20 protein-coding genes are annotated in these 18,187 nt (G+C 56.9%); 14 read left to right on the top strand and 6 right to left on the bottom strand.

The features are described from left to right. Positions 1–73: 73 nt before the first annotated feature. Entirely contained in the window at positions 74–1,345 is a 1,272-nt protein-coding gene (locus RLO149_RS18850) for an RsmB/NOP family class I SAM-dependent RNA methyltransferase (RefSeq protein WP_013963672.1), read from the bottom strand. A gap of 85 nt (positions 1,346–1,430) precedes the next feature. On the opposite strand from RLO149_RS18850, the gene RLO149_RS18855 reads away from it, so the two are divergent. Then, on the top strand, positions 1,431–1,625 hold the full coding sequence (locus RLO149_RS18855; protein WP_013963673.1) for a DUF1674 domain-containing protein: 195 nt from the start codon (positions 1,431–1,433) through the stop codon (positions 1,623–1,625). Positions 1,626–1,690: 65 nt separating this feature from the next. On the opposite strand, the gene RLO149_RS18860 is transcribed toward RLO149_RS18855, so the two are convergent. Beyond that, on the bottom strand, positions 1,691–2,047 hold the full coding sequence (locus RLO149_RS18860; RefSeq protein WP_013963674.1) for a hypothetical protein: 357 nt from the start codon (positions 2,045–2,047) through the stop codon (positions 1,691–1,693). Between the two features lie 89 nt (positions 2,048–2,136). Continuing rightward, entirely contained in the window at positions 2,137–2,955 is an 819-nt protein-coding gene (gene dapB, locus RLO149_RS18865; protein ID WP_013963675.1) for a 4-hydroxy-tetrahydrodipicolinate reductase, read from the bottom strand. Between the two features lie 88 nt (positions 2,956–3,043). On the opposite strand from dapB, the gene rbfA reads away from it, so the two are divergent. The 11 genes from rbfA to pnp all read left to right on the top strand — a co-directional run bounded on the left by rbfA (position 3,044) and on the right by pnp (position 13,846). Beyond that, entirely contained in the window at positions 3,044–3,466 is a 423-nt protein-coding gene (gene rbfA, locus RLO149_RS18870) for a 30S ribosome-binding factor RbfA (RefSeq protein ID WP_044025440.1), read from the top strand. Then, positions 3,463–4,203 (top strand): phosphodiester glycosidase family protein, encoded by a 741-nt coding sequence (locus RLO149_RS18875; RefSeq protein WP_013963677.1) that lies wholly within the window; start codon positions 3,463–3,465, stop codon positions 4,201–4,203. The genes rbfA and RLO149_RS18875 overlap by 4 nt, the downstream gene beginning before the upstream one ends. A 105-nt stretch (positions 4,204–4,308) precedes the next feature. Next, positions 4,309–5,220: a tRNA pseudouridine(55) synthase TruB gene (truB, locus tag RLO149_RS18880; RefSeq protein WP_013963678.1), complete on the top strand. Its 912-nt coding sequence runs from the start codon at positions 4,309–4,311 to the stop codon at positions 5,218–5,220. A gap of 186 nt (positions 5,221–5,406) precedes the next feature. Further along, complete coding sequence (locus tag RLO149_RS18885; protein ID WP_013963679.1) at positions 5,407–5,886, top strand: hypothetical protein; 480 nt, start codon at positions 5,407–5,409, stop codon at positions 5,884–5,886. A gap of 176 nt (positions 5,887–6,062) precedes the next feature. Continuing rightward, positions 6,063–6,644 (top strand): DUF1643 domain-containing protein, encoded by a 582-nt coding sequence (locus RLO149_RS18890; RefSeq protein ID WP_052304816.1) that lies wholly within the window; start codon positions 6,063–6,065, stop codon positions 6,642–6,644. Between the two features lie 689 nt (positions 6,645–7,333). Further along, the gene (gene rpsO, locus RLO149_RS18895; protein ID WP_013963682.1) at positions 7,334–7,603 is read left to right on the top strand and encodes a 30S ribosomal protein S15; all 270 of its coding nucleotides are present in this window, start codon (positions 7,334–7,336) and stop codon (positions 7,601–7,603) included. 200 nt (positions 7,604–7,803) lie between these two features. Further along, entirely contained in the window at positions 7,804–8,394 is a 591-nt protein-coding gene (locus RLO149_RS18905) for a LysE family translocator (RefSeq protein ID WP_013963684.1), read from the top strand. 274 nt (positions 8,395–8,668) lie between these two features. Further along, a complete protein-coding gene (locus RLO149_RS18910) occupies positions 8,669–9,106 on the top strand; it encodes a universal stress protein (protein ID WP_013963685.1) in 438 nt (145 codons plus the stop codon). A 10-nt stretch (positions 9,107–9,116) separates the two neighbouring features. Next, a complete protein-coding gene (locus RLO149_RS18915; protein ID WP_013963686.1) occupies positions 9,117–10,670 on the top strand; it encodes an alanine/glycine:cation symporter family protein in 1,554 nt (517 codons plus the stop codon). Between the two features lie 170 nt (positions 10,671–10,840). Further along, positions 10,841–11,509 carry an HD domain-containing protein gene (locus RLO149_RS18920; RefSeq protein WP_013963687.1) on the top strand — a complete coding sequence of 223 codons (669 nt, stop codon included), beginning with the start codon at positions 10,841–10,843 and terminating at the stop codon, positions 11,507–11,509. A 201-nt stretch (positions 11,510–11,710) separates the two neighbouring features. After that, a complete protein-coding gene (gene pnp, locus RLO149_RS18930; RefSeq protein ID WP_013963688.1) occupies positions 11,711–13,846 on the top strand; it encodes a polyribonucleotide nucleotidyltransferase in 2,136 nt (711 codons plus the stop codon). A gap of 57 nt (positions 13,847–13,903) precedes the next feature. Here pnp and RLO149_RS22970 read toward each other — a convergent pair whose 3' ends face one another. Together RLO149_RS22970 and RLO149_RS22975 are read right to left on the bottom strand one after the other, a co-directional pair. Next, complete coding sequence (locus RLO149_RS22970) at positions 13,904–14,455, bottom strand: glycosyltransferase family 2 protein (protein WP_052304817.1); 552 nt, start codon at positions 14,453–14,455, stop codon at positions 13,904–13,906. A 60-nt stretch (positions 14,456–14,515) separates the two neighbouring features. Continuing rightward, complete coding sequence (locus RLO149_RS22975; RefSeq protein ID WP_052304818.1) at positions 14,516–14,788, bottom strand: glycosyltransferase family 2 protein; 273 nt, start codon at positions 14,786–14,788, stop codon at positions 14,516–14,518. A gap of 74 nt (positions 14,789–14,862) precedes the next feature. On the opposite strand from RLO149_RS22975, the gene RLO149_RS18940 reads away from it, so the two are divergent. After that, positions 14,863–15,840 (top strand): glycosyltransferase family 2 protein, encoded by a 978-nt coding sequence (locus tag RLO149_RS18940; RefSeq protein WP_013963689.1) that lies wholly within the window; start codon positions 14,863–14,865, stop codon positions 15,838–15,840. 43 nt (positions 15,841–15,883) lie between these two features. Here RLO149_RS18940 and RLO149_RS18945 read toward each other — a convergent pair whose 3' ends face one another. Continuing rightward, positions 15,884–16,537 carry a peroxiredoxin gene (locus RLO149_RS18945; RefSeq protein ID WP_013963690.1) on the bottom strand — a complete coding sequence of 218 codons (654 nt, stop codon included), beginning with the start codon at positions 16,535–16,537 and terminating at the stop codon, positions 15,884–15,886. A gap of 154 nt (positions 16,538–16,691) precedes the next feature. On the opposite strand from RLO149_RS18945, the gene RLO149_RS18950 reads away from it, so the two are divergent. Next, a complete protein-coding gene (locus RLO149_RS18950) occupies positions 16,692–18,119 on the top strand; it encodes an aldehyde dehydrogenase family protein (RefSeq protein WP_013963691.1) in 1,428 nt (475 codons plus the stop codon). The last annotated feature ends 68 nt before the right edge of the window (positions 18,120–18,187 follow it).

Genomic DNA, 18,187 nt, shown 5'->3' on the forward strand with positions numbered 1-18,187 from the left:
TGCGATATGATAGCGCGGTGCCCGCTGCGAGTCACCGCTCTTTGTCAGGTGATTGCCCAGTGTGAGCGCAAGGCTATCCGCCCTTGCGCAGCACCGCGATGTAAAACCCATCCATACCGCCCAGATCAGACCAGTAATCAGGCCGCAGCCGCAGCCCCCCCTCGGAGGTGCGCCACGCGGGATCGACACCGGGAATTTCCAGTGCATCTGCATCCGTACGCATGTCCGCATGCCGCTCCAGCGCGTCATCAATCTGCACTTCGCCTTCATCAGGCAGCAAGGAACAAGTGCAAAACACCAAGCGTCCGCCGGGTTTCACGCAACCCCAAGCATGATCAATGAGGTCGGCTTGCATGGCAATCAGGTCGCCAAATTCCGACCCGTCCTTGGCATGTGGCAGATCGGGATGGCGGCGGATCGTACCCGTCGCAGAACAGGGCGCATCGAGCAGGACCGCGTCAAATGTGCCAGTCGTGATCTGCGCGTCCTGCACCAGCGTCTTGGCCTTGAGACCCGTCCGCGCGAGGTTTTCCTCTACCCGACCCATGCGCACGGACGAATCATCCACCGCCGTGACCATCGCACCCGCGGCCGCCAGTTGCATCGTCTTGCCACCGGGGGCTGCGCATAAATCAAGCACGGTTTCGCCGGGCTGGGGCGCAAGAATGCGCACGGGCAAGGCGGCGGCAGCATCCTGCACCCACCATGTTCCGTCAGAAAAACCCGGCATGGCCGAGACCTGACCCGCATTTGCGATCCGCACCGACCCGGTCGGCAACAATGTACCACCTGTCAGCGCGGCAACAGCGGGGGCGTCGGATTTCGCGGTCAGGTCCAGCGGCGCACCCGCAAAATGCGCGATGTCCATGCGCGCCATCGCATCAGCGCCCCAAGCCTCGACCAACGGGCCACGCAACCATTTCGGCAGACGTGGTGGGCGTAAGGCATCCCATGCGGTCGGGCCATCGGCGGCGACTTTGCGCAGAACAGCATTCGTCAGCCCTTTAAGGTGACTGTAGTGTTTGTGGCGCGACACCAATTCCACCATCGCGTTCACCACCCCATGCGCGGCAGTTCCGGTGCACAGCTCAAAGGCACCGACACGCAACGCGTTGCGCACCGTCAAAGGCGGATATTTGGACAGGTGTTTTTGCAGAATACGATCTGCGCGCTCCAACCCTCTGAGGGTGTCCTGTGCCAGCCGGGCTGCGCGCGCGCGGTCTTCGGGTTCCAGCTTATCGAGCGTGCCCGCTGTCAGAAGTTCCGACATCAGGCGGCCTTCACCAAGGATCTGATCCAGCAGGTAAACAGCGCTTCTGCGCGCCGGGAGGCCTGTGTCTGCCATCTATTGGGTGCTCCTTGCCACACGGGTGCCTTGCCTGCCCCGCAGCGCGACGTATATCAAGACGCAAGCCAGAGGACAGAGCGAAATGACCCAAGACAGTGATGACACGCAAGACATGAGCGATCTGCCACCCGCCGCGCAACGCGCACTCGCCGAGGCCGAAGCCCGGCGCAAAAAGGCACAAGACATCAACCTGCCCCCGGAACTTGGCGGCAGAGAGGGGCCTGAACCCGTGCGTTACGGGGATTGGGAAAGAAAAGGCATCGCCGTCGATTTCTGACGCGATGCCCTGTTTTTTGCTGACGTCTCAGATCGCTGGACGAACCTGCGGTCACGGAAACACTGTCACCTCAGACGGAATTCAGCCGAATCGCCGGCACCCCGGTCGGATGTAAAGCGAATGCGGTCTTCAGTTGCCTGGACTTCCTGGCAGTTATAGCCCAGCGGGTCACCGCCCCAGAAGATATCCCGGCAAAAATAGCCGTCTCTCCACGTCCAGTTTCCTGTCACCGGCCAGGCCGCGCCGTATCCGCTGATTGAACCATCGGGCGTGACTTCCAGATTGACAAAGGGGCGGCGCAATTCTTTGCCACTGATCAGCTCCATAAATTCGGATTGGTCATCGACCTTGGAAAACTCTGCAAAGGCGGGTGCCGCGATCAGTGTTGCCGCGATCGTGAGGGATGATAGAGCAATGCGCATTGTTTCTTACTCCGCTTGATTTGCTTTCTATGATTACGCAGCTCACTAAAGATCAGATCATTTTTCGTATAGAAAAAATCCGGCAGGCATCAGCCATCTTTCAGCCCCAGCACATCCAGCATGTCATAGGCTCCGGGCGCGCGGCCCCGCGCCCACAACGCCGCCTTGAGCGCGCCGCGCGCAAAGACAGATCGGTCAGAGGCCACATGACGCAGGGTGATTCGTTCGCCAAGTGCCGCGAACAGAACGTCGTGCTCCCCGACGATGTCGCCCCCGCGGACAGAAACAAAACCGATGTCACCCTTTTGGCGCGCGCCAGTCAGACCATCGCGCCCGCGATCTGACACCGCATCAAGCGACACACCACGCCCCTCTGCTGCCGCCTCCCCCAGCATCAGCGCGGTGCCCGAGGGGGCGTCGACTTTCTGATTGTGGTGGGATTCGATGATCTCAATGTCAAAATCATCGTCCAGCGCCGCCGCCACGCGTTTTGTAAGCTGCACAAGCAGGTTCACACCAAGGCTCATGTTTCCCGCGCGAACGATCACCGCACCCGCCGACTGCGCATCAAGCTGTGCGATCTCCTGTTCTGTCATACCGGTGGTGCCGATAACATGAATGGCGCCCACCCGCGCTGCGGCCTGCGCAAAACGGATCGTCGCGGCGGGGCTGGTGAAATCAATCACCGCCTCACTGTCCGCCAACGCGCTGTCGATGTCATCGCTTACCAGAACACCCCGTTCTGCACCGCCCAGCGCCAGACCCAGATCGCGACCGATCCAGTCATGACCCGGTCGTTCCAATGCGGCGGACACGGTCACGGCATCGGAGGCGTCGATGGTTTCCAACAGCATCCGGCCCATACGCCCGGACACACCGGTGATGGCAATCTTCATGGGTGTCGTCATTGCGCCCTCCTGCATCTGTCGCTCAAGGGGCGTCTTAGCCTGCGCGGCACCGCTTGGCAAAGGGCCCACAACGGCGTAAATGAAATTCATGGGAAAGAACAAATTTCACACCGGCCCCGGCCCGTCACAACGCCAACTCCGTGTCGGAGAGACAATAAGGCGTGCACTGTCGGATGTTCTGGCACGCGGCGACGTGCATGACACTGACCTGAACCGCTTGTCGGTGACCGTGGGCGAGGTGCGCGTCTCCCCGGACCTCAAGATCGCGACCGCTTATGTCTTGCCCCTCGGCGGTCAGGGCCGGGATGAAGTCATCGCCCTTCTGGCCCGCAACAAGGGCGAGTTACGGCGATTGGTGGCCAAAAAGCTGACGTTGAAATTCGCGCCTGACCTGCGGTTTCAACTGGATGAGACCTTTGATCGGATGGATGAAACCCGCGAAATGCTCAACCGCGCCGAAGTCAAGCGCGACACCAGCACCGTGCCGGCGGGAGAAAGCGACACCGAATGACCCGCTTTGGGTGCATGGCCTTGTTTTTCTGCGCAACTGCCAGCGCCTTGGGGGCTGCGGTTTGCGAAGAGATCACACACGACGGCGCGCAATATACCATCTGTGAAATCGACGCCGTCACACAGCAGCTTGACCTGTTCCTGCGCGATGATGCGGGCGAAATTTTCGGCCAGTTCACTTCCGTGGACCGGGCGCTGTCAGAGCGTGGCGAAAAGCTGGTCTTTGCCATGAATGCAGGCATGTATCACGATGATCGCTCTCCGGTGGGGCACTACGTCGAAAACGGCGAAGAGATCATGCGGGTCATTCCCAACGCTGGCCCCGGCAATTTCGGGCTCTTGCCGAACGGCGTCTTATGTGTGCGTGAGGGCCGCACGGATGTGTTTGAAACTCTCACCTACATCGACGAGGCGCCGGCCTGCAAACATGCGACCCAATCGGGTCCGATGCTGGTGATAAACGGCGCGCTCCACCCGAGGTTTCTGGCGGACGGAACATCGCTCAATATTCGCAATGGTGTCGGCACGTCAGCCGATGGGCAGCGTGTGGTCTTTGCCATATCGGATCAGCCCGTGAACTTTCACAGTTTTGGAACACTGTTTCGCGATTATATCGACGTTCCGAACGCCTTGTATTTCGACGGTAAGGTATCGCGACTTTATGCACCCGATCTGGGCAGACGTGATTTTGGCTTTGCCCTCGGGCCAATCATAGGGGTCGTCGAACCTGCCGACTAGAATGGCCCTCTGTTTGTACCGCCGCAGCGTCGCATCTGTCACTTCAGGGGTGGGCAGCGCGTTTTTCTGACGATAAGAGCGCGGCACAGATCAAAGGAGTACACTATGGGGCGCAGGCGCAAGGGACGCGACATTTCCGGCTGGCTGATCGTGGATAAACCCGCAGGGCTCACATCAACGGCAGTGGTCAACAAGGTCCGCTGGGCGCTTGATGCCAAAAAGGCAGGCCATGCAGGTACGCTCGACCCTGATGCAACTGGCGTTCTGGCCGTGGCCTTGGGGGAGGCGACGAAAACCGTGCCCTATGTGACGGACGCGCTGAAAGCCTATGAGTTTGAAATCCGTCTGGGTCAGGCGACCAACACCGATGACGCAGAGGGCGAAGTGATCGCGCGCAGTGACCTGCGCCCGACAGAGGCTGAGATCAAGGAAGCGCTGAGCGCTTTCATCGGGGATATCGAACAGGTCCCGCCGCAATTCTCTGCCGTGAAGGTGGATGGCGAACGCGCGTACAAACGTGCGCGCGATGGCGAGGAGATGACCCTCGCCGCGCGGCCACTTTATGTAGAAAGCCTGCTGCTGATCGACTGCCCTGACGCGGATCATGTGCTTCTTGAGATGGTCTGCGGCAAGGGCGGCTATGTGCGTTCCATCGCGCGCGATCTTGGGGCTGCTCTGGGATGTCTGGCGCATGTGCGGTCCTTGCGCCGGGTCTGGTCGGGTCCGTTTGATGCTGAAAACGCAGCGGATCTTGAGACGATCGAATCCCTCGCCAGAACCCCTGAGCTTGACGCGCATGTCCAGCCTCTGGAAACCGCGCTTGATGATATGCCCGAGGTCAAGGCCACTGCGGAGGGGGCTGTGCGCCTGCGCAACGGCAACCCCGGCATGGTTATGGCAAGCGGCATTGAATACGGCGAAACCTGCTGGGCGTCGTTTGAGAACCGCGCAATCGCCATCGGGCGGTATAAATCCGGCGAATTGCACCCGGTACGCGTGATCAACGCCCCAGACTGACAGGGCCGTTTGTTTCAATTCGTCGCAAATCTCGCGCGCGCGTCATCAATCCGAGGCCATTGTTACACTGATTATTACAAAAACCGGCCAGTGCATCAGCGGTTCGTGAACGACGTTCAAATTACGCAGAATATCCCCATATTGAGGTCAATCGAAACAGGAATGACCCCAAAAGGACCACACGATATGAAACGCACTGCTCTTACACTCCTCACCGCCGGCGCCTTTGCAACGATTGCTTTTGATGTCTTTGGCCAAGCCCTAAGCCCCCTTTTCGGTCACGCCAAGCTGGCACCTGTGGGTCTGGCCGGGGCAACGATCAAATCCGTGTTCGGTACGAACCCTGCCGGGGCCGCTTACCTCTTGCACAGCATAACCGGCCTGATCTTTTACGCCGTTGGATATTTCGCCATCGCCCGCCCGGTTCAGATCGCCCTCTTGCCCAAGCTGCATTGGAGCATAACAGCTGCCGTCTACGGTGTCGCCTTATGGGCCTTCGCACTATACGGCATGGCGCATCTGGTGGCTGGAATGAAACCATTTCTGGGCTTTACCGGCATCACCTGGGTCGCGCTCTGGGGCCACATTGTCTATGCTCTGGTCGCCGCAGCAATACTGGAAAGCAAGGGTGTGGTCATGGAACTGCCCAAGCGCGCGCTCAGCTAATCCAAACCCTGAGCAAGACCGTCCCGATTATCGGGGCGGTCTTTGCGTTTTGTGGTGTTACGCCGGGCGGACGGGCTTCAAGGCTTCAGGCCTGTTTGCCCGTCTCCTTTGTGACCTTCCGCTTGCAGGTGAAATGCATCACGGTAAGTTAAATAGAAAACCAGCGAGTTGAGCAGATGAGTAATGACACCACCGCTGCCCTTCATGACCCCGGTGGCAAGGTGCACCTGCGCCTCGGCGACGGCGTCACGGGGGGCGCGACTTTCTCCGCTTGTGGCCGATACCGCCATGTACTTACCCGCGACTGGACCCCTCAAGGCAAGCAGCCGCGGACGATCATGTTTGTTGGCCAAAACCCCTCTGTGGCCAGCGCGGACGTGTCAGACCCAACCTGCAACAAAGAGGTACGTTTTGCCAAGCGGTGGGGGTACACAGGCTATGTGAAAACCAACATTCTGGATTGGCGCGCGACAAACCCCAAAGACGTGCCACATGATCCCAGCCTTGCCTGTAGTCCGGACAACCTGCCGCATGTTTTGACAGAGGCCGCGCAGGTCGATGAGATATTGATGGCGTACGGGAAGCTGCACAAACGCTATCTGGATATCGTTATGCGGACGGTTCGTGCGCTGAGAGAGACAGGCAAGCCTCTGAATTGTCTCAAGCTCAACAAGGACGGCTCGGCCCAGCATCCGCTTTATATTCGCGATGATACCCAAAGGATTTCTTTCCCGAGTTTCCTGAACGCACCGGACTGATCCAAGCCAAGCATCCACCGATGGGTCTTGCGAGCAGTGCGATTCATAGATGAGGCATCCACAAACCAAAGTGTTGTGCGGCGCGTCTTGGTTAACCCGCCAGTTACAATTTCGAATTAAGACACCTCTGAGTGATTTGTTGACGTGTTTTGTGCAAACAGAGGTCGCGTATGCTGTGGTTAGCCGGTTTGATGGGCGTAGTAGGTATCAGCGCGGCCTCCATCTGTATCTTTCAGCCCTGAGACGGCCCGAATGTCGATGCGCTTGACGGCGATCAAGATAAGCAAGACGAACCACACGAGCACGACACCCGGACCTTATGCTGCTCTTGGCCGATATCATTATCGGCGCCACTGGGCCGGAAGTGGCCGTTGTAGATGATCCTTGCGACGCAGCGGTGCGGAACGCTCTGTGGCCGAAGTCTGAGGCGATACGGATCTGGGCACGTCAGACGTCACGCCAATCCCACTGAATTCCGGGTCAATCGTTGGCCTTGGACAGATTTGATACCATCGCAATGCAGGCAAAGCGGTAACTGCAGAGATTCAATAATTGCCTTCTGTCAAAAACCCGCCTATACGCGCCCATCGCCGAAAGGAATCCCGTTTTTTCCGGCGACCCTCCACGGGCCTGTGCTGGACGACATCCCGGCCTGCGCCTTATTGAAACCTTAAAATTAGGAGACCCCGATGTCGATTACAGCCGAAGAAAAAGCCCGCGTCATGAAAGATTTTGCAACCAAAGAAGGCGACACAGGTTCGCCCGAAGTACAGGTTGCGATCCTGAGTTCGCGCATTGCTACACTGACCGAGCATTTCAAAACGCATAAAAAAGACAATCATGGCCGCCGCGGTCTGCTGAAGATGGTGGCAACACGCCGCAAACTTCTGGACTACACAAAGGCCAAAGACGAGGCACGGTATCAGGACCTGATCAAGCGTCTTGGACTGCGTCGCTAAGCGATCGCTTCAAAGCCAACCGTGGACAGCGTGTTTCGGTTGGAACGCATCTGCAAATCAAGCCGGCACATCGAACTAGACCCGTTGGTCGCGCCGATTAGCTCCGAGCGCATAAACGAAAGAAACCGCGTCATATGGCGCGGTTTTTTTAATGGATAAGCCACCTGCACAACCACGTCAGCTTACGCTAGGGTCTTGGCATGTATACCTTTGCCGCCGCTGTCTTTTTTCTGATCATTACCCCGGGACCCGGCGTTTTGTCCGCAGCCGGTGTCGGCGCGTCATTCGGCGCGCAGGCCGGAACGCGCTATCTTGTCGGGCTCTTCATCGGCACCAATCTGGTTTGTCTGGCCGTCGTAAGCGGGTTGACCGCCTTTCTGTTCGCCGATCCCCGCTTGCGCACGGTCTTGTTTTTCGCCTCTATCGCTTATCTGACCTATCTGGCGCTGCGCATCGGATTCGCGGGCAGTAAGATCGCGTTCATCGAACGACAAAAACCGCCGGGCGTTATGGGCGGAATTGCGCTGCAGGCGATCAACCCCAAAGCTTATGCGGTCAACACGGCCCTATTTTCCGGTTTCGGGTTTATGTCGGGCAACCTCTTGCTGGAAATCACCCTGAAATTCCTCATCATGAATGCCATTTGGATACCGATCCATTTCGCGTGGCTCTACCTTGGGATCACCCTGCGCAGAATGAACCTCCCCGAGCGGACACAAAGATCCATTAATGTCGCCATGGCTGTATCGATGATGGCGGTTGTCGGCTTGGCCGCGGCGGCTCAGTTCTGAACCGTAACAGGTGCCGCACACCATCAAAGATTTCGCGATGCCGCCTACTTCCTTCGCAGGATTAGTCATAATCGCTGCATTATCTGGCAACTTTAGTCAAAAACACTGTGTTTCAGAAAAATGAAGGTTAAAGTTTCCTTAAATTCTTCTATCATCACGGGTGAGAGGTCGTGCAATACACCCGCTTACAGTTTGCGACCGGCCTGACCAACAGGACTCTCCTCTCCCGGCCACAGACCCAGATTATGGGCGGGCTGACAGGAGATACTTCACAATGACAACAAAACTGCTAGTGGGCCTTGATGGCCACAGCTCAGGCGAGCGTGCACTGGCATATGGCGAAAGTATGGCAAAACTCATCGGAAACTGTACGCTTCTGGTGGTCTATGTCATCGAATGGTCGCCCTATTCCTTCCAAACCGCCGAAGAAAACGCCCAACGCCACAAACGCCGCGAGGAAGAAATTTCAACCGCGATGTCGCGCGTCGTGCAACCCGCATTGGACAGTCTGAAAGAAAAAGGCATCACGGCCGAAGGCATGGTGCGACATGGCAATGTTTCAGACACGCTTGAATCCATCGCATCCAGTAAGTCTGCCGATCAAATCATCGTTGGTCGCTCGACGGAAACCGGGCTGTCACAACGCATATTCGGCAGCTCCACTGCTAATCTGGTGATGCAAGCCACCGTACCAGTCACAGTGGTCGCATAAGGAAAACACAATGCATAAAAAACTAAACTATTTGGCAGCTTCTGCCACACTCGCGATGATGGCCAATCCGGCCATGGCGCAAGAGGCCAGTTCTCTTGATGCGCGCGTGAACGAGATGTTCGCGACGTTTACAGGGCCCTTTGTCAGCCTGATATTTGCACCTTTTCCGGGCACGAGCTTCCCGTGGATTGTTCTGTGGCTGGTGGTCGCGGCAACTGTCTTCACGATCTATTTCGGTTTCGTCCAGCTTCGGTTTTTTGGACATGCGATCTCTCTGGTCAAAGGCGACTACTCTGACCCGAATGACGCAGGCGAAGTCAGCCACTTTCAGGCGCTTGCAACAGCGCTTTCCGGCACGGTCGGGCTCGGCAATATTGCCGGTGTGGCGGTCGCGGTCGGCATCGGTGGGCCCGGCGCGACGTTCTGGATGATCCTTGCGGGTCTGCTTGGCATGGCCTCGAAATTCACCGAATGTACGCTTGGCGTCAAATACCGCAATGAATACCCCGATGGCACCGTTTCCGGTGGCCCGATGTATTACATGTCCAAGGGCTTTGACGAACTTGGTCTTCCTGGCGGCAAAATTCTGGCTGTCCTCTTCTCAGTGTTCTGTATTCTTGGCGCACTTGGTGGAGGCAACATGTTTCAGGCCAACCAAGCGCATGCTCAGATCACCCAAATCACCGGAGACTATCCCGGCTGGATCACCGGTATCATCTTTGCCGGTGTGGTTTTCGCTGTAATCGTCGGCGGGATCAAATCCATCGCGAAGGTTACCGAAAAGGTCGTTCCCTTCATGGGCATCCTTTATGTCGGTGCGGCGCTTATCATTCTGATCGTGAACTACGATATGATTGGTTGGGCCTTTAGCCAGATCTTTGTCGGGGCCTTTACCGGGCTTGGGGTTGCAGGCGGTTTCGTCGGCGCCTTGATCCAAGGGTTCAAACGGGCTGCGTTTTCAAACGAGGCGGGCGTGGGTTCCGCCGCGATTGCGCACTCCGCGGTGAAAACCAAGGAACCGATCACCGAAGGGTTTGTATCCCTGCTGGAACCGCTGATCGACACGGTTGTGATCTGCACGATGACGGCATTGGTGATCATCATCTCGCAACAGCTGATCGTTGATGAGGCAACCGGCAACTACATGCTTAATGAAGCAGGCTCCGCGATTGCGACTGTCGATGGCAACACGGGTGTGGCGCTGACCTCCGCAGCCTTCGCGTCCGGCATCAGTTGGTTCCCCTTCATTCTGGCCATCGCCGTGGTACTCTTTGCTTTCTCCACAATGATCTCGTGGTCCTACTACGGGTTAAAAGCATGGACCTATCTCTTTGGTGAAGGCAAAACATCTGAGCTGACGTTCAAGGTCATCTTCTGCATCTTCATCGTGATCGGCGCTGCGGCCAGCCTTGGCCCTGTGATCGATTTCTCGGATGCTGCGATCTTTGCCATGGCCGTTGTGAACATCTTCGCGCTCTACTTCCTGATGAAGCTGGTTCGCGCGGAACTGGCCAGCTACAGCGCCCGCCTCAAATCAGGCGAAATCAAGAAGTTCAGCCACTAAAGACGCCGGGCGCGCCCTTCGCGGCGCGCCCGGCTGTACATCTGAGTGTGTTTCGACATCTTTGTGTGCCACGCAGAACAATTAACCCAGCGCTCCAAGCACAACTGGACTAATTTTTTTGAACTCTAACAATCATTGTAGTTGTTTTTACTCTTTGTTAGCTGCACGAAATGAACCTTTCTTCCAGATTTGCACCAAACGAGACCATCGCAGAGAAATTACTGCCGTTGGTAATTGAGGTGTCCGATGACGGGTCACATGATCTTTCCCACATCCTCAGAGTCTGGCGAAACGTGCAGCTGCTGAGGGAACGAGAAGGTGGTGACGCCGCCATCCTGACAGCAGCGACGCTGCTTCATGACTACGTAGACGTGCCAAAAACTTCACCGCTCAGATCATCCGCATCTCGTATGGCGGCTGAGGAAGCAACTAAGATTCTGACGGATCTTGATTGGGATCAAAGCAGAATCCAAAGAGTAGCCCATGCGATCGAAGCGCATAGCTATTCAGCGGGAATAAAGCCGGTCAGCTTAGAAGCAAAAATATTGCAAGACGCAGATCGGCTTGATGCAATCGGGCATATAGGGATCGCTCGCTGTTTCTACGTCTCAGGACGTCTTGGTCGAGCAATTTATGATCTGGAAAACCCTGACGCATCAAACCGGGATCTGGATGATGCCACCTATTCTGTCGATCATTTCTACACCAAACTACTACACCTGTCTGAGACGTTCCAAACGGAGACTGGACGCAAGTTGGGAGCAGAGCGGCATAAAGTCACGCGAGACTTTTTAACCGGCCTGCTCAATGAAGTTTCTCCTGAAATATCTGCGTCCTGAGTGTTCACCAAAGGGTCAGCGACAGAATGCACAGCCAATATTCGCTTCTTGATCCATCCCTTTCCAAATGCCCGTATCTCGTGTACCACCGCGCCATCTGAAAGCCGGCGCCCGGACCTCAGCGCCGCCAAAAGAAGATACCGGGGTCAGGGGGAATTCGCCCTCTATGAAATGGCCAATGGGCCGAAACAGGAAACGTAGATGTTTAACGAGACGAAAAAATCAATTGAGTGGGGCGAAGAGACGCTCACACTGGAAACAGGAAAAGTGGCCCGTCAGGCAGATGGGTCGGTGATTGCAACGCTGGGCGAAACCAGCGTCATGGCAAACGTCACCTTTGCCAAGAAACAAAAACCCGGTCAGGATTTCTTTCCGCTGACCGTGCACTATCAGGAAAAATACTACGCTGCGGGTAAAGTCCCCGGTGGTTTCTTCAAGCGCGAAGCGCGCCCGACTGAAAAAGAAACGCTGACCGCGCGTTTGATTGACCGCCCCTTGCGGCCACTGTTCGTCCCCGGCTTCAAAAACGAAGTTCTGGTGATGTGCACCGTTCTGTCCCACGATCTGGTGAATGACCCCGATATGGTCGCGATGATTGCGGCCTCTGCGGCGCTGACGATTTCTGGCGCACCGTTCATGGGCCCCATCGCGGGTTGCCGCGTCGGTTACGAGGGTGGCGAATACGTTCTCAACCCGACTGTCGACGACATGCAGGACCTTCGCCTGAACCCTGAACAGCGCCTCGATCTGGTCGTTGCCGGGACAAAAGACGCGGTGATGATGGTCGAATCCGAAGCCTATGAGCTGTCCGAAGCAGAAATGCTCGGCGCGGTGAAATTCGCCCATGACGCGATTCAGCCAGTGCTCGACCTGATCATTGATCTGGCCGAAGACACAGCGAAAGAGCCGTTTGACTTCGCCCCTGCCGATTATTCTGAGCTTTCCGCAGCCGTTAAAGCTGCTGGTGAGACAGAGATGCGCGCCGCCTTTGCGATTTCTGACAAGCAGGAACGCACATCGGCTGTTTCCGCTGCCCGTGACACCATCATGGCCGCGCTGACAGACGAGCAGAAAGAAGATCCAAACCTCGGCTCCGCGATGAAGGGTCTTGAAGGCTCCATCCTGCGCGGTGACGTGGTGAAAACTGGCACACGGATTGACGGTCGTAAAACCGACGAAATCCGCGATATCGTGTCTGAAACGGGTCTTTTGCCCCGGACCCACGGTTCGGCGTTGTTCACCCGTGGTGAGACGCAAGGTCTTGTCGTGACCACACTGGGCACTGGCGATGACGAGCAATTCATCGACGCGCTGCACGGGAACTTCAAATCGAACTTCCTGCTGCATTATAACTTCCCGCCCTACTCGGTCGGTGAAGCAGGTCGCGTGGGCCCTCCCGGACGTCGTGAAATCGGTCACGGTAAATTGGCGTGGCGTGCGTTGCAGGCGGTTCTGCCAGCGGCGACCGACTTCCCATATACCGTGCGTGTCGTCTCCGAGATCACCGAATCAAACGGTTCATCTTCGATGGCATCGGTCTGCGGTGGTTCCTTGTCCATGATGGACGCGGGCGTTCCGCTCAAGGCACCGGTTGCCGGTGTTGCCATGGGTCTGATCCTCGAAGAGGACGGTTCCTACGCGATCCTGTCGGATATCTTGGGTGACGAAGACCACCTTGGCGACATGGATTTCAAAGTGGCCGGTACAGAAGCCGGGATCACATCGTTGCAGATGGACATCAAGATCGCAGGCATCACGCCCGAGATCATGGAGAAAGCACTGGAGCAGGCCAAAGCGGGTCGTATCCACATTCTGGGCGAGATGGCAAAAGCCATCACCGGCGCGCAGGATTTCTCGATCCACGCGCCACGCATCGAAACCATGCAGATCCCAACGGATAAAATCCGCGAAGTGATCGGTTCTGGCGGTAAAGTCATCCGCGAGATCGTGGAAGTTTCCGGTGCCAAAGTGGACATCAACGACGAAGGCATCATCAAGATCGCCAGCCCGAACGGCGAAGCGATCAAGAAAGCCTACGACATGATCCACTCCATCGTGGCCGAACCCGAAGAAGGCATGGTTTACACCGGGACAGTCGTCAAGATCGTCGATTTTGGTGCTTTCGTGAACTTCTTTGGCAAGCGGGACGGTCTTGTGCACGTCTCCCAGATCGAGAACCGCCGCCTGAACCACCCTTCCGACGTTCTGAAAGAAGGTCAGGAAGTAAAGGTCAAGCTGCTGGGCTTTGATGATCGCGGCAAAGTCCGCCTGTCGATGAAAGTCGTCGATCAGGAAACCGGCGAAGAAGTCAAAAAAGAAGAAGCGGCAGCTGACTGATCCGCATTATTCTCAGAAAACCAAACCCCGGCGGCAACGTCGGGGTTTTTTGTTTGTCTACCGGCGTTCGTACTTGCCTTTAAACCAGGTTAGACGCATCTGCTCTTTGGCAGAAACCCGCCGGAGTTTGTTCAGAAACAACCACATCTGAAACCGTTCCGAAACTGAAATGTCGGGCTCTCGGAAAGCAATGCGCATGGCCCCGAACGAGGGCAGCAGAAAACGCTTGAACCGGGGAATGTAGTACTTCCACCGTTTCTTTGGATCCGCGTTACGAATCTGAGCGCCAAGAATACGCCGCCGCTTGATCACATGTGCTTCCATTGATGCGCGTGCAGGGTGGCCAACGATAACTTCGGACACGTAAAGCTGCTCGACACCTTGCGCCATACAACGCCTTGCCCACTCCATATCCCCACCGGATAAGGCGGTATCATCGAACAGACCAACCATCTCAAACGCAGCGCGACGCGCAAAAACATTTGCGGTCGCAGCCCGACCCTGAGTAGCATAATGCTCTTGCTTGAGAGACATCATGCGATCCACACGCTCTGCAACCGTCCACACCTGACCTGCCGCCGCAAGCTTGACAGCACCAGCAAACCGCATGACGTTCGGATGGGCCTCAAGGACCTTTAGGCCATGCGCTATATAGTCCGGCCGCGGCCTTCAATCAGCATCGGCAAAAAACAAAAGGTTTGTGCCCGCGGCGCGTATACCTGCATTGCGCGCGGCATATGACCCCGGTTTCGGCTCCTGAATCACGCGGGCATTGGGCGGTAAACGAAAGTCATCCGGCACATCATCAGAGACTGCATTATTGGCGACAATGATTTCAAAATCGGACGCAGGTGTTGTTTGCGCGGCCAACAGGTCAAGGCAAAGCTGCAGATCCTGCCAGCTATGATAGGTCGGGATAATAACGGACGCTTTTTTGTTCAACTGAACACTCCGCTTGACGCATGACGCTTCCAGCGCTGGTTGCGCTGGCCCGGTATAGACAGTAATCGGTATTTATGTCCACATCGCGCACCCTTCGCATTACGGTTTCAACCCTCACCCGGCAGCGCCCTGCCATGCTTGCTGCGCTTATTGAAAGCTGGGGCAAAATGGCCTTGCCCGTTGATTGCGAAATCACTTGTCTGGTTGTGGAAAACGACAGTGAACCCAAGAGTGTCGGGGTGATTGAAGCGGCTAAGCCACTGCCCAACGGCATGGGGTTGGCCTATGTGCTTGAAACCGAGCCAGGTATTCCGTTCGGGCGCAACCGGGCGGCAAAAGAAGCGATCGCTGCCGGATCAGATTTGCTGGCCTTTGTGGACGATGATGAGATCGTGGCAGAAGACTGGCTGCTCAAGCTTATCGCCGCTTACCGCCAAAGCGAGGCGCTTTTGATCGGCGGGCCATTGCGCGTCAAGCAGACACCGCGCAAGCTGTCCTTCATTGACGCACTCATGGATAAATGTATCGCCCGCAGATACCTGCGCAAGGAAACGCGCGCCGCCCGCCGCGCCGATCTGACCGGCACGCCGGGTGTGACCATCGTCACCAACAACTGGCTGGCCGAAACCTCGGTTTTCGAAAAGCACGGTATCTGGTTTGACGAGAAAATGCGTTTTACCGGCGGGACGGACTCCAAGCTCTGTGCTGAGGTGAAGGCCGCCGGATTGCCCACCGCATGGGCTGCTGACGCTGCCGTTTATGAAGAAATCCCGCTTGAGCGGCTCGCCGTAAGTTATCAGTTCAAACGGGGTCGGGATCAATCCTCGACCAATTACTCCCGCAAGCTCGAAGGGCAACCCTCGGCAAAATACAATGTGCTGGTCAGCGTGCCGATCAAGATCGTCATCATCTGCGGTCTTGTGATCGCCCTGCCGTTTACAGGCGGGCGCACCTTGCTGGACGTTGTACGCACGTCGGGCTGGGTGGCCGGTCGTTTCGACGCGCTGCTTGGGCGCCGTTCTGATCTTTATAAAACCGTCACGGGCGATTAGCGGCAGGCCCGCACCCTGCATGTCGCGGGCACGGGCGGATTTCTCAGTCTGGCGCTTTTGTCTTGCGCAGATAGGGCAGCACGGTTTCAAACGCGCCGAATTTCGCCTTTGCGTCTTCATCCGAAACCGATGGTGGAATGATCACATCCTCACCGGGAACCCAGTTGGCAGGGGTCGCGACACCTTTGCCGGTCGACATTTGCAAACCATCCAGAGCACGCAGCACTTCTGCGAAATTGCGACCAACGGTCATCGGGTATGTCATCGACAGTTTAAGCTGCTTGTCCGGCCCGATGATAAAGACCGACCGCACCGTGGCGCTGTCAGCGGGGGTGCGGCCATCGGGCAGATAGGCCTCGGACGGCAACATATCAAAGGCTTTGGACACGGCCAGACCTTCGTCAGCGATGATCGGGAAACCGGCGGTAGCCCCCGCAACCTTTTCAATGTCGCCTTTCCACTTCTTGTGATCCTCAACGCCATCGACCGAAACGCCGATCACCTTGGTGCCACGTTTTTCCCATTCATCCGCCAGCTGCGCTACGGCGCCGAACTCCGTGGTGCACACAGGTGTGAAATCCTTGGGGTGTGAAAACAGAATAGCCCAGTTGTCACCAATCCAATCATGAAAGCGGATCGTGCCGTGGTCCGTTTCTGCCGTAAAATCGGGAACTGTGTCGTTGATGCGCAAGCCCATAAATACCTCCGGTGCAATGCTGTCTTTTACGTGTGATGCGCACATAATACGAAACGTTCCGGGTGACACCCCCTCTCTTGCCGTTCACACGCGACAGTGACACAGTGCGCGCCGGACAAGGTGTATCAGATACCCTCTTAAAGGAATAAACCTCATGCTTGAAAAGCGCGAATTCTATATCAATGGCCAGTGGGTTGCCCCGGCAAAACAAAACGACTTTGCCGTTATTGATCCCTCTACGGAGGAACAATGCGCCGTGATCTCACTGGGCGGACAAAGCGATACCGATGCGGCTGTTGCGGCGGCGCGTGCGGCATTTGATGGGTGGTCGCAAACCTCAAAATCAGAACGCCAAGCACTGCTCAAGCGGCTGCTTGAGGTTTATAACGACCGCGCTGAAGAAATGGCGCAAGCCATGTCGATGGAAATGGGCGCGCCCATGGCGCTCAGCCGTGCACAACAGGTAGGCGCGGGCAGCTGGCACCTTGAAGGTTTCCTGAAAGCCTTCGAAAACTTCAGCTTTGAGCGTGATTTCACAAGCAGCGAAAAGACGCTGCTCGAACCGATCGGGGTTTGCGCACTGATTACGCCATGGAACTGGCCGATGAACCAGATCGTACTCAAGGCGGTGCCTGCGATGGCGACCGGCTGCACGATGATCCTCAAACCATCCGAAATCGCGCCTCTTTCCGGTTTGCTGTTTTCCGAGTTCGTCCATGAGGCAGGCTTTCCAGCGGGCGTTTTCAACATGGTGAACGGCGATGGGGCCGGAGTGGGCAGCCAGCTTTCCGCGCACCCCGAAGTCGATATGGTCAGCTTTACCGGCTCGACCCGCGCCGGGATCGCGATCTCCAAGGCGGCGGCGGATTCGCTCAAGCGCGTAAGCCTTGAGCTTGGTGGCAAAGGTGCGAACATCATCTTTGAGGACGCACGCCCGGATGCTGCGAAATCCGGCGCGGTACGGTGCTTCAGAAACTCGGGCCAGTCCTGCAACGCACCAACACGTATGCTGGTGCACAAATCGCGTTACGACGAAGCGGTCGAGATGGCCGCGGATGTGGCCAAAAACACCCACGTCGGACCGGCCTCCGAAGAGGGCAAACACATCGGCCCCGTCGTATCCGAGGCGCAGTTCGACAAAATCCAGAAACTGATCGAGGTCGGCATCGGTGAGGCGCGCCTCGTTGCGGGCGGGCTGGGGCGTCCTGACGGGCTGAACCGGGGCTACTTTGTTAAACCGACGGTATTCGCGGATGTCACCAATGAGATGACCGTCGCGCGCGAAGAGATCTTTGGCCCGGTGCTGTCGATCATCCCGTTTGAAAGCGAAGAAGAAGCCATCGCCATCGCCAATGACACGCCTTACGGGCTGACCAACTACATCCAGACTGAGGATACCGACAAACGCCGCCGCGTGGCGCGTCGCTTGCGCTCTGGCATGGTGGAAACAAACGGTCAGGGCTTTGCCCAAGGATCACCCTTTGGCGGCTATAAACAGTCCGGCAACGGGCGCGAAGGTGGCATCTATGGCCTTGAGGAATTCCTCGAAGTCAAAGCCGTCTCTGGCTGGGCTGCTGAATAAGCCCCCCTGCCAAAGATACTCTCGTCAAAGGCCACCGCATCGGTGGCCTTTTTTGCATTCCTGCCACC

The sequence above is a fragment of the Roseobacter litoralis Och 149 genome, assembly GCF_000154785.2.
Classification (GTDB): domain Bacteria; phylum Pseudomonadota; class Alphaproteobacteria; order Rhodobacterales; family Rhodobacteraceae; genus Roseobacter; species Roseobacter litoralis.

Bases quoted from the DNA above. Each gene is read 5' to 3' on its own strand.
- RLO149_RS18850 (WP_013963672.1), bottom strand. From the start codon at position 1,345: ATGGCAGACACAGGCCTCCCGGCGCGCAGAAGCGCTGTTTACCTGCTG.
- RLO149_RS18855 (WP_013963673.1), top strand. From the start codon at position 1,431: ATGACCCAAGACAGTGATGACACGCAAGACATGAGCGATCTGCCACCC.
- RLO149_RS18860 (WP_013963674.1), bottom strand. From the start codon at position 2,047: ATGCGCATTGCTCTATCATCCCTCACGATCGCGGCAACACTGATCGCG.
- dapB (WP_013963675.1), bottom strand. From the start codon at position 2,955: ATGACGACACCCATGAAGATTGCCATCACCGGTGTGTCCGGGCGTATG.
- rbfA (WP_044025440.1), top strand. From the start codon at position 3,044: ATGGGAAAGAACAAATTTCACACCGGCCCCGGCCCGTCACAACGCCAA.
- RLO149_RS18875 (WP_013963677.1), top strand. From the start codon at position 3,463: ATGACCCGCTTTGGGTGCATGGCCTTGTTTTTCTGCGCAACTGCCAGC.
- truB (WP_013963678.1), top strand. From the start codon at position 4,309: ATGGGGCGCAGGCGCAAGGGACGCGACATTTCCGGCTGGCTGATCGTG.
- RLO149_RS18885 (WP_013963679.1), top strand. From the start codon at position 5,407: ATGAAACGCACTGCTCTTACACTCCTCACCGCCGGCGCCTTTGCAACG.
- RLO149_RS18890 (WP_052304816.1), top strand. From the start codon at position 6,063: ATGAGTAATGACACCACCGCTGCCCTTCATGACCCCGGTGGCAAGGTG.
- rpsO (WP_013963682.1), top strand. From the start codon at position 7,334: ATGTCGATTACAGCCGAAGAAAAAGCCCGCGTCATGAAAGATTTTGCA.
- RLO149_RS18905 (WP_013963684.1), top strand. From the start codon at position 7,804: ATGTATACCTTTGCCGCCGCTGTCTTTTTTCTGATCATTACCCCGGGA.
- RLO149_RS18910 (WP_013963685.1), top strand. From the start codon at position 8,669: ATGACAACAAAACTGCTAGTGGGCCTTGATGGCCACAGCTCAGGCGAG.
- RLO149_RS18915 (WP_013963686.1), top strand. From the start codon at position 9,117: ATGCATAAAAAACTAAACTATTTGGCAGCTTCTGCCACACTCGCGATG.
- RLO149_RS18920 (WP_013963687.1), top strand. From the start codon at position 10,841: ATGAACCTTTCTTCCAGATTTGCACCAAACGAGACCATCGCAGAGAAA.
- pnp (WP_013963688.1), top strand. From the start codon at position 11,711: ATGTTTAACGAGACGAAAAAATCAATTGAGTGGGGCGAAGAGACGCTC.
- RLO149_RS22970 (WP_052304817.1), bottom strand. From the start codon at position 14,455: ATGCGGTTTGCTGGTGCTGTCAAGCTTGCGGCGGCAGGTCAGGTGTGG.
- RLO149_RS18940 (WP_013963689.1), top strand. From the start codon at position 14,863: ATGTCCACATCGCGCACCCTTCGCATTACGGTTTCAACCCTCACCCGG.
- RLO149_RS18945 (WP_013963690.1), bottom strand. From the start codon at position 16,537: ATGGGCTTGCGCATCAACGACACAGTTCCCGATTTTACGGCAGAAACG.
- RLO149_RS18950 (WP_013963691.1), top strand. From the start codon at position 16,692: ATGCTTGAAAAGCGCGAATTCTATATCAATGGCCAGTGGGTTGCCCCG.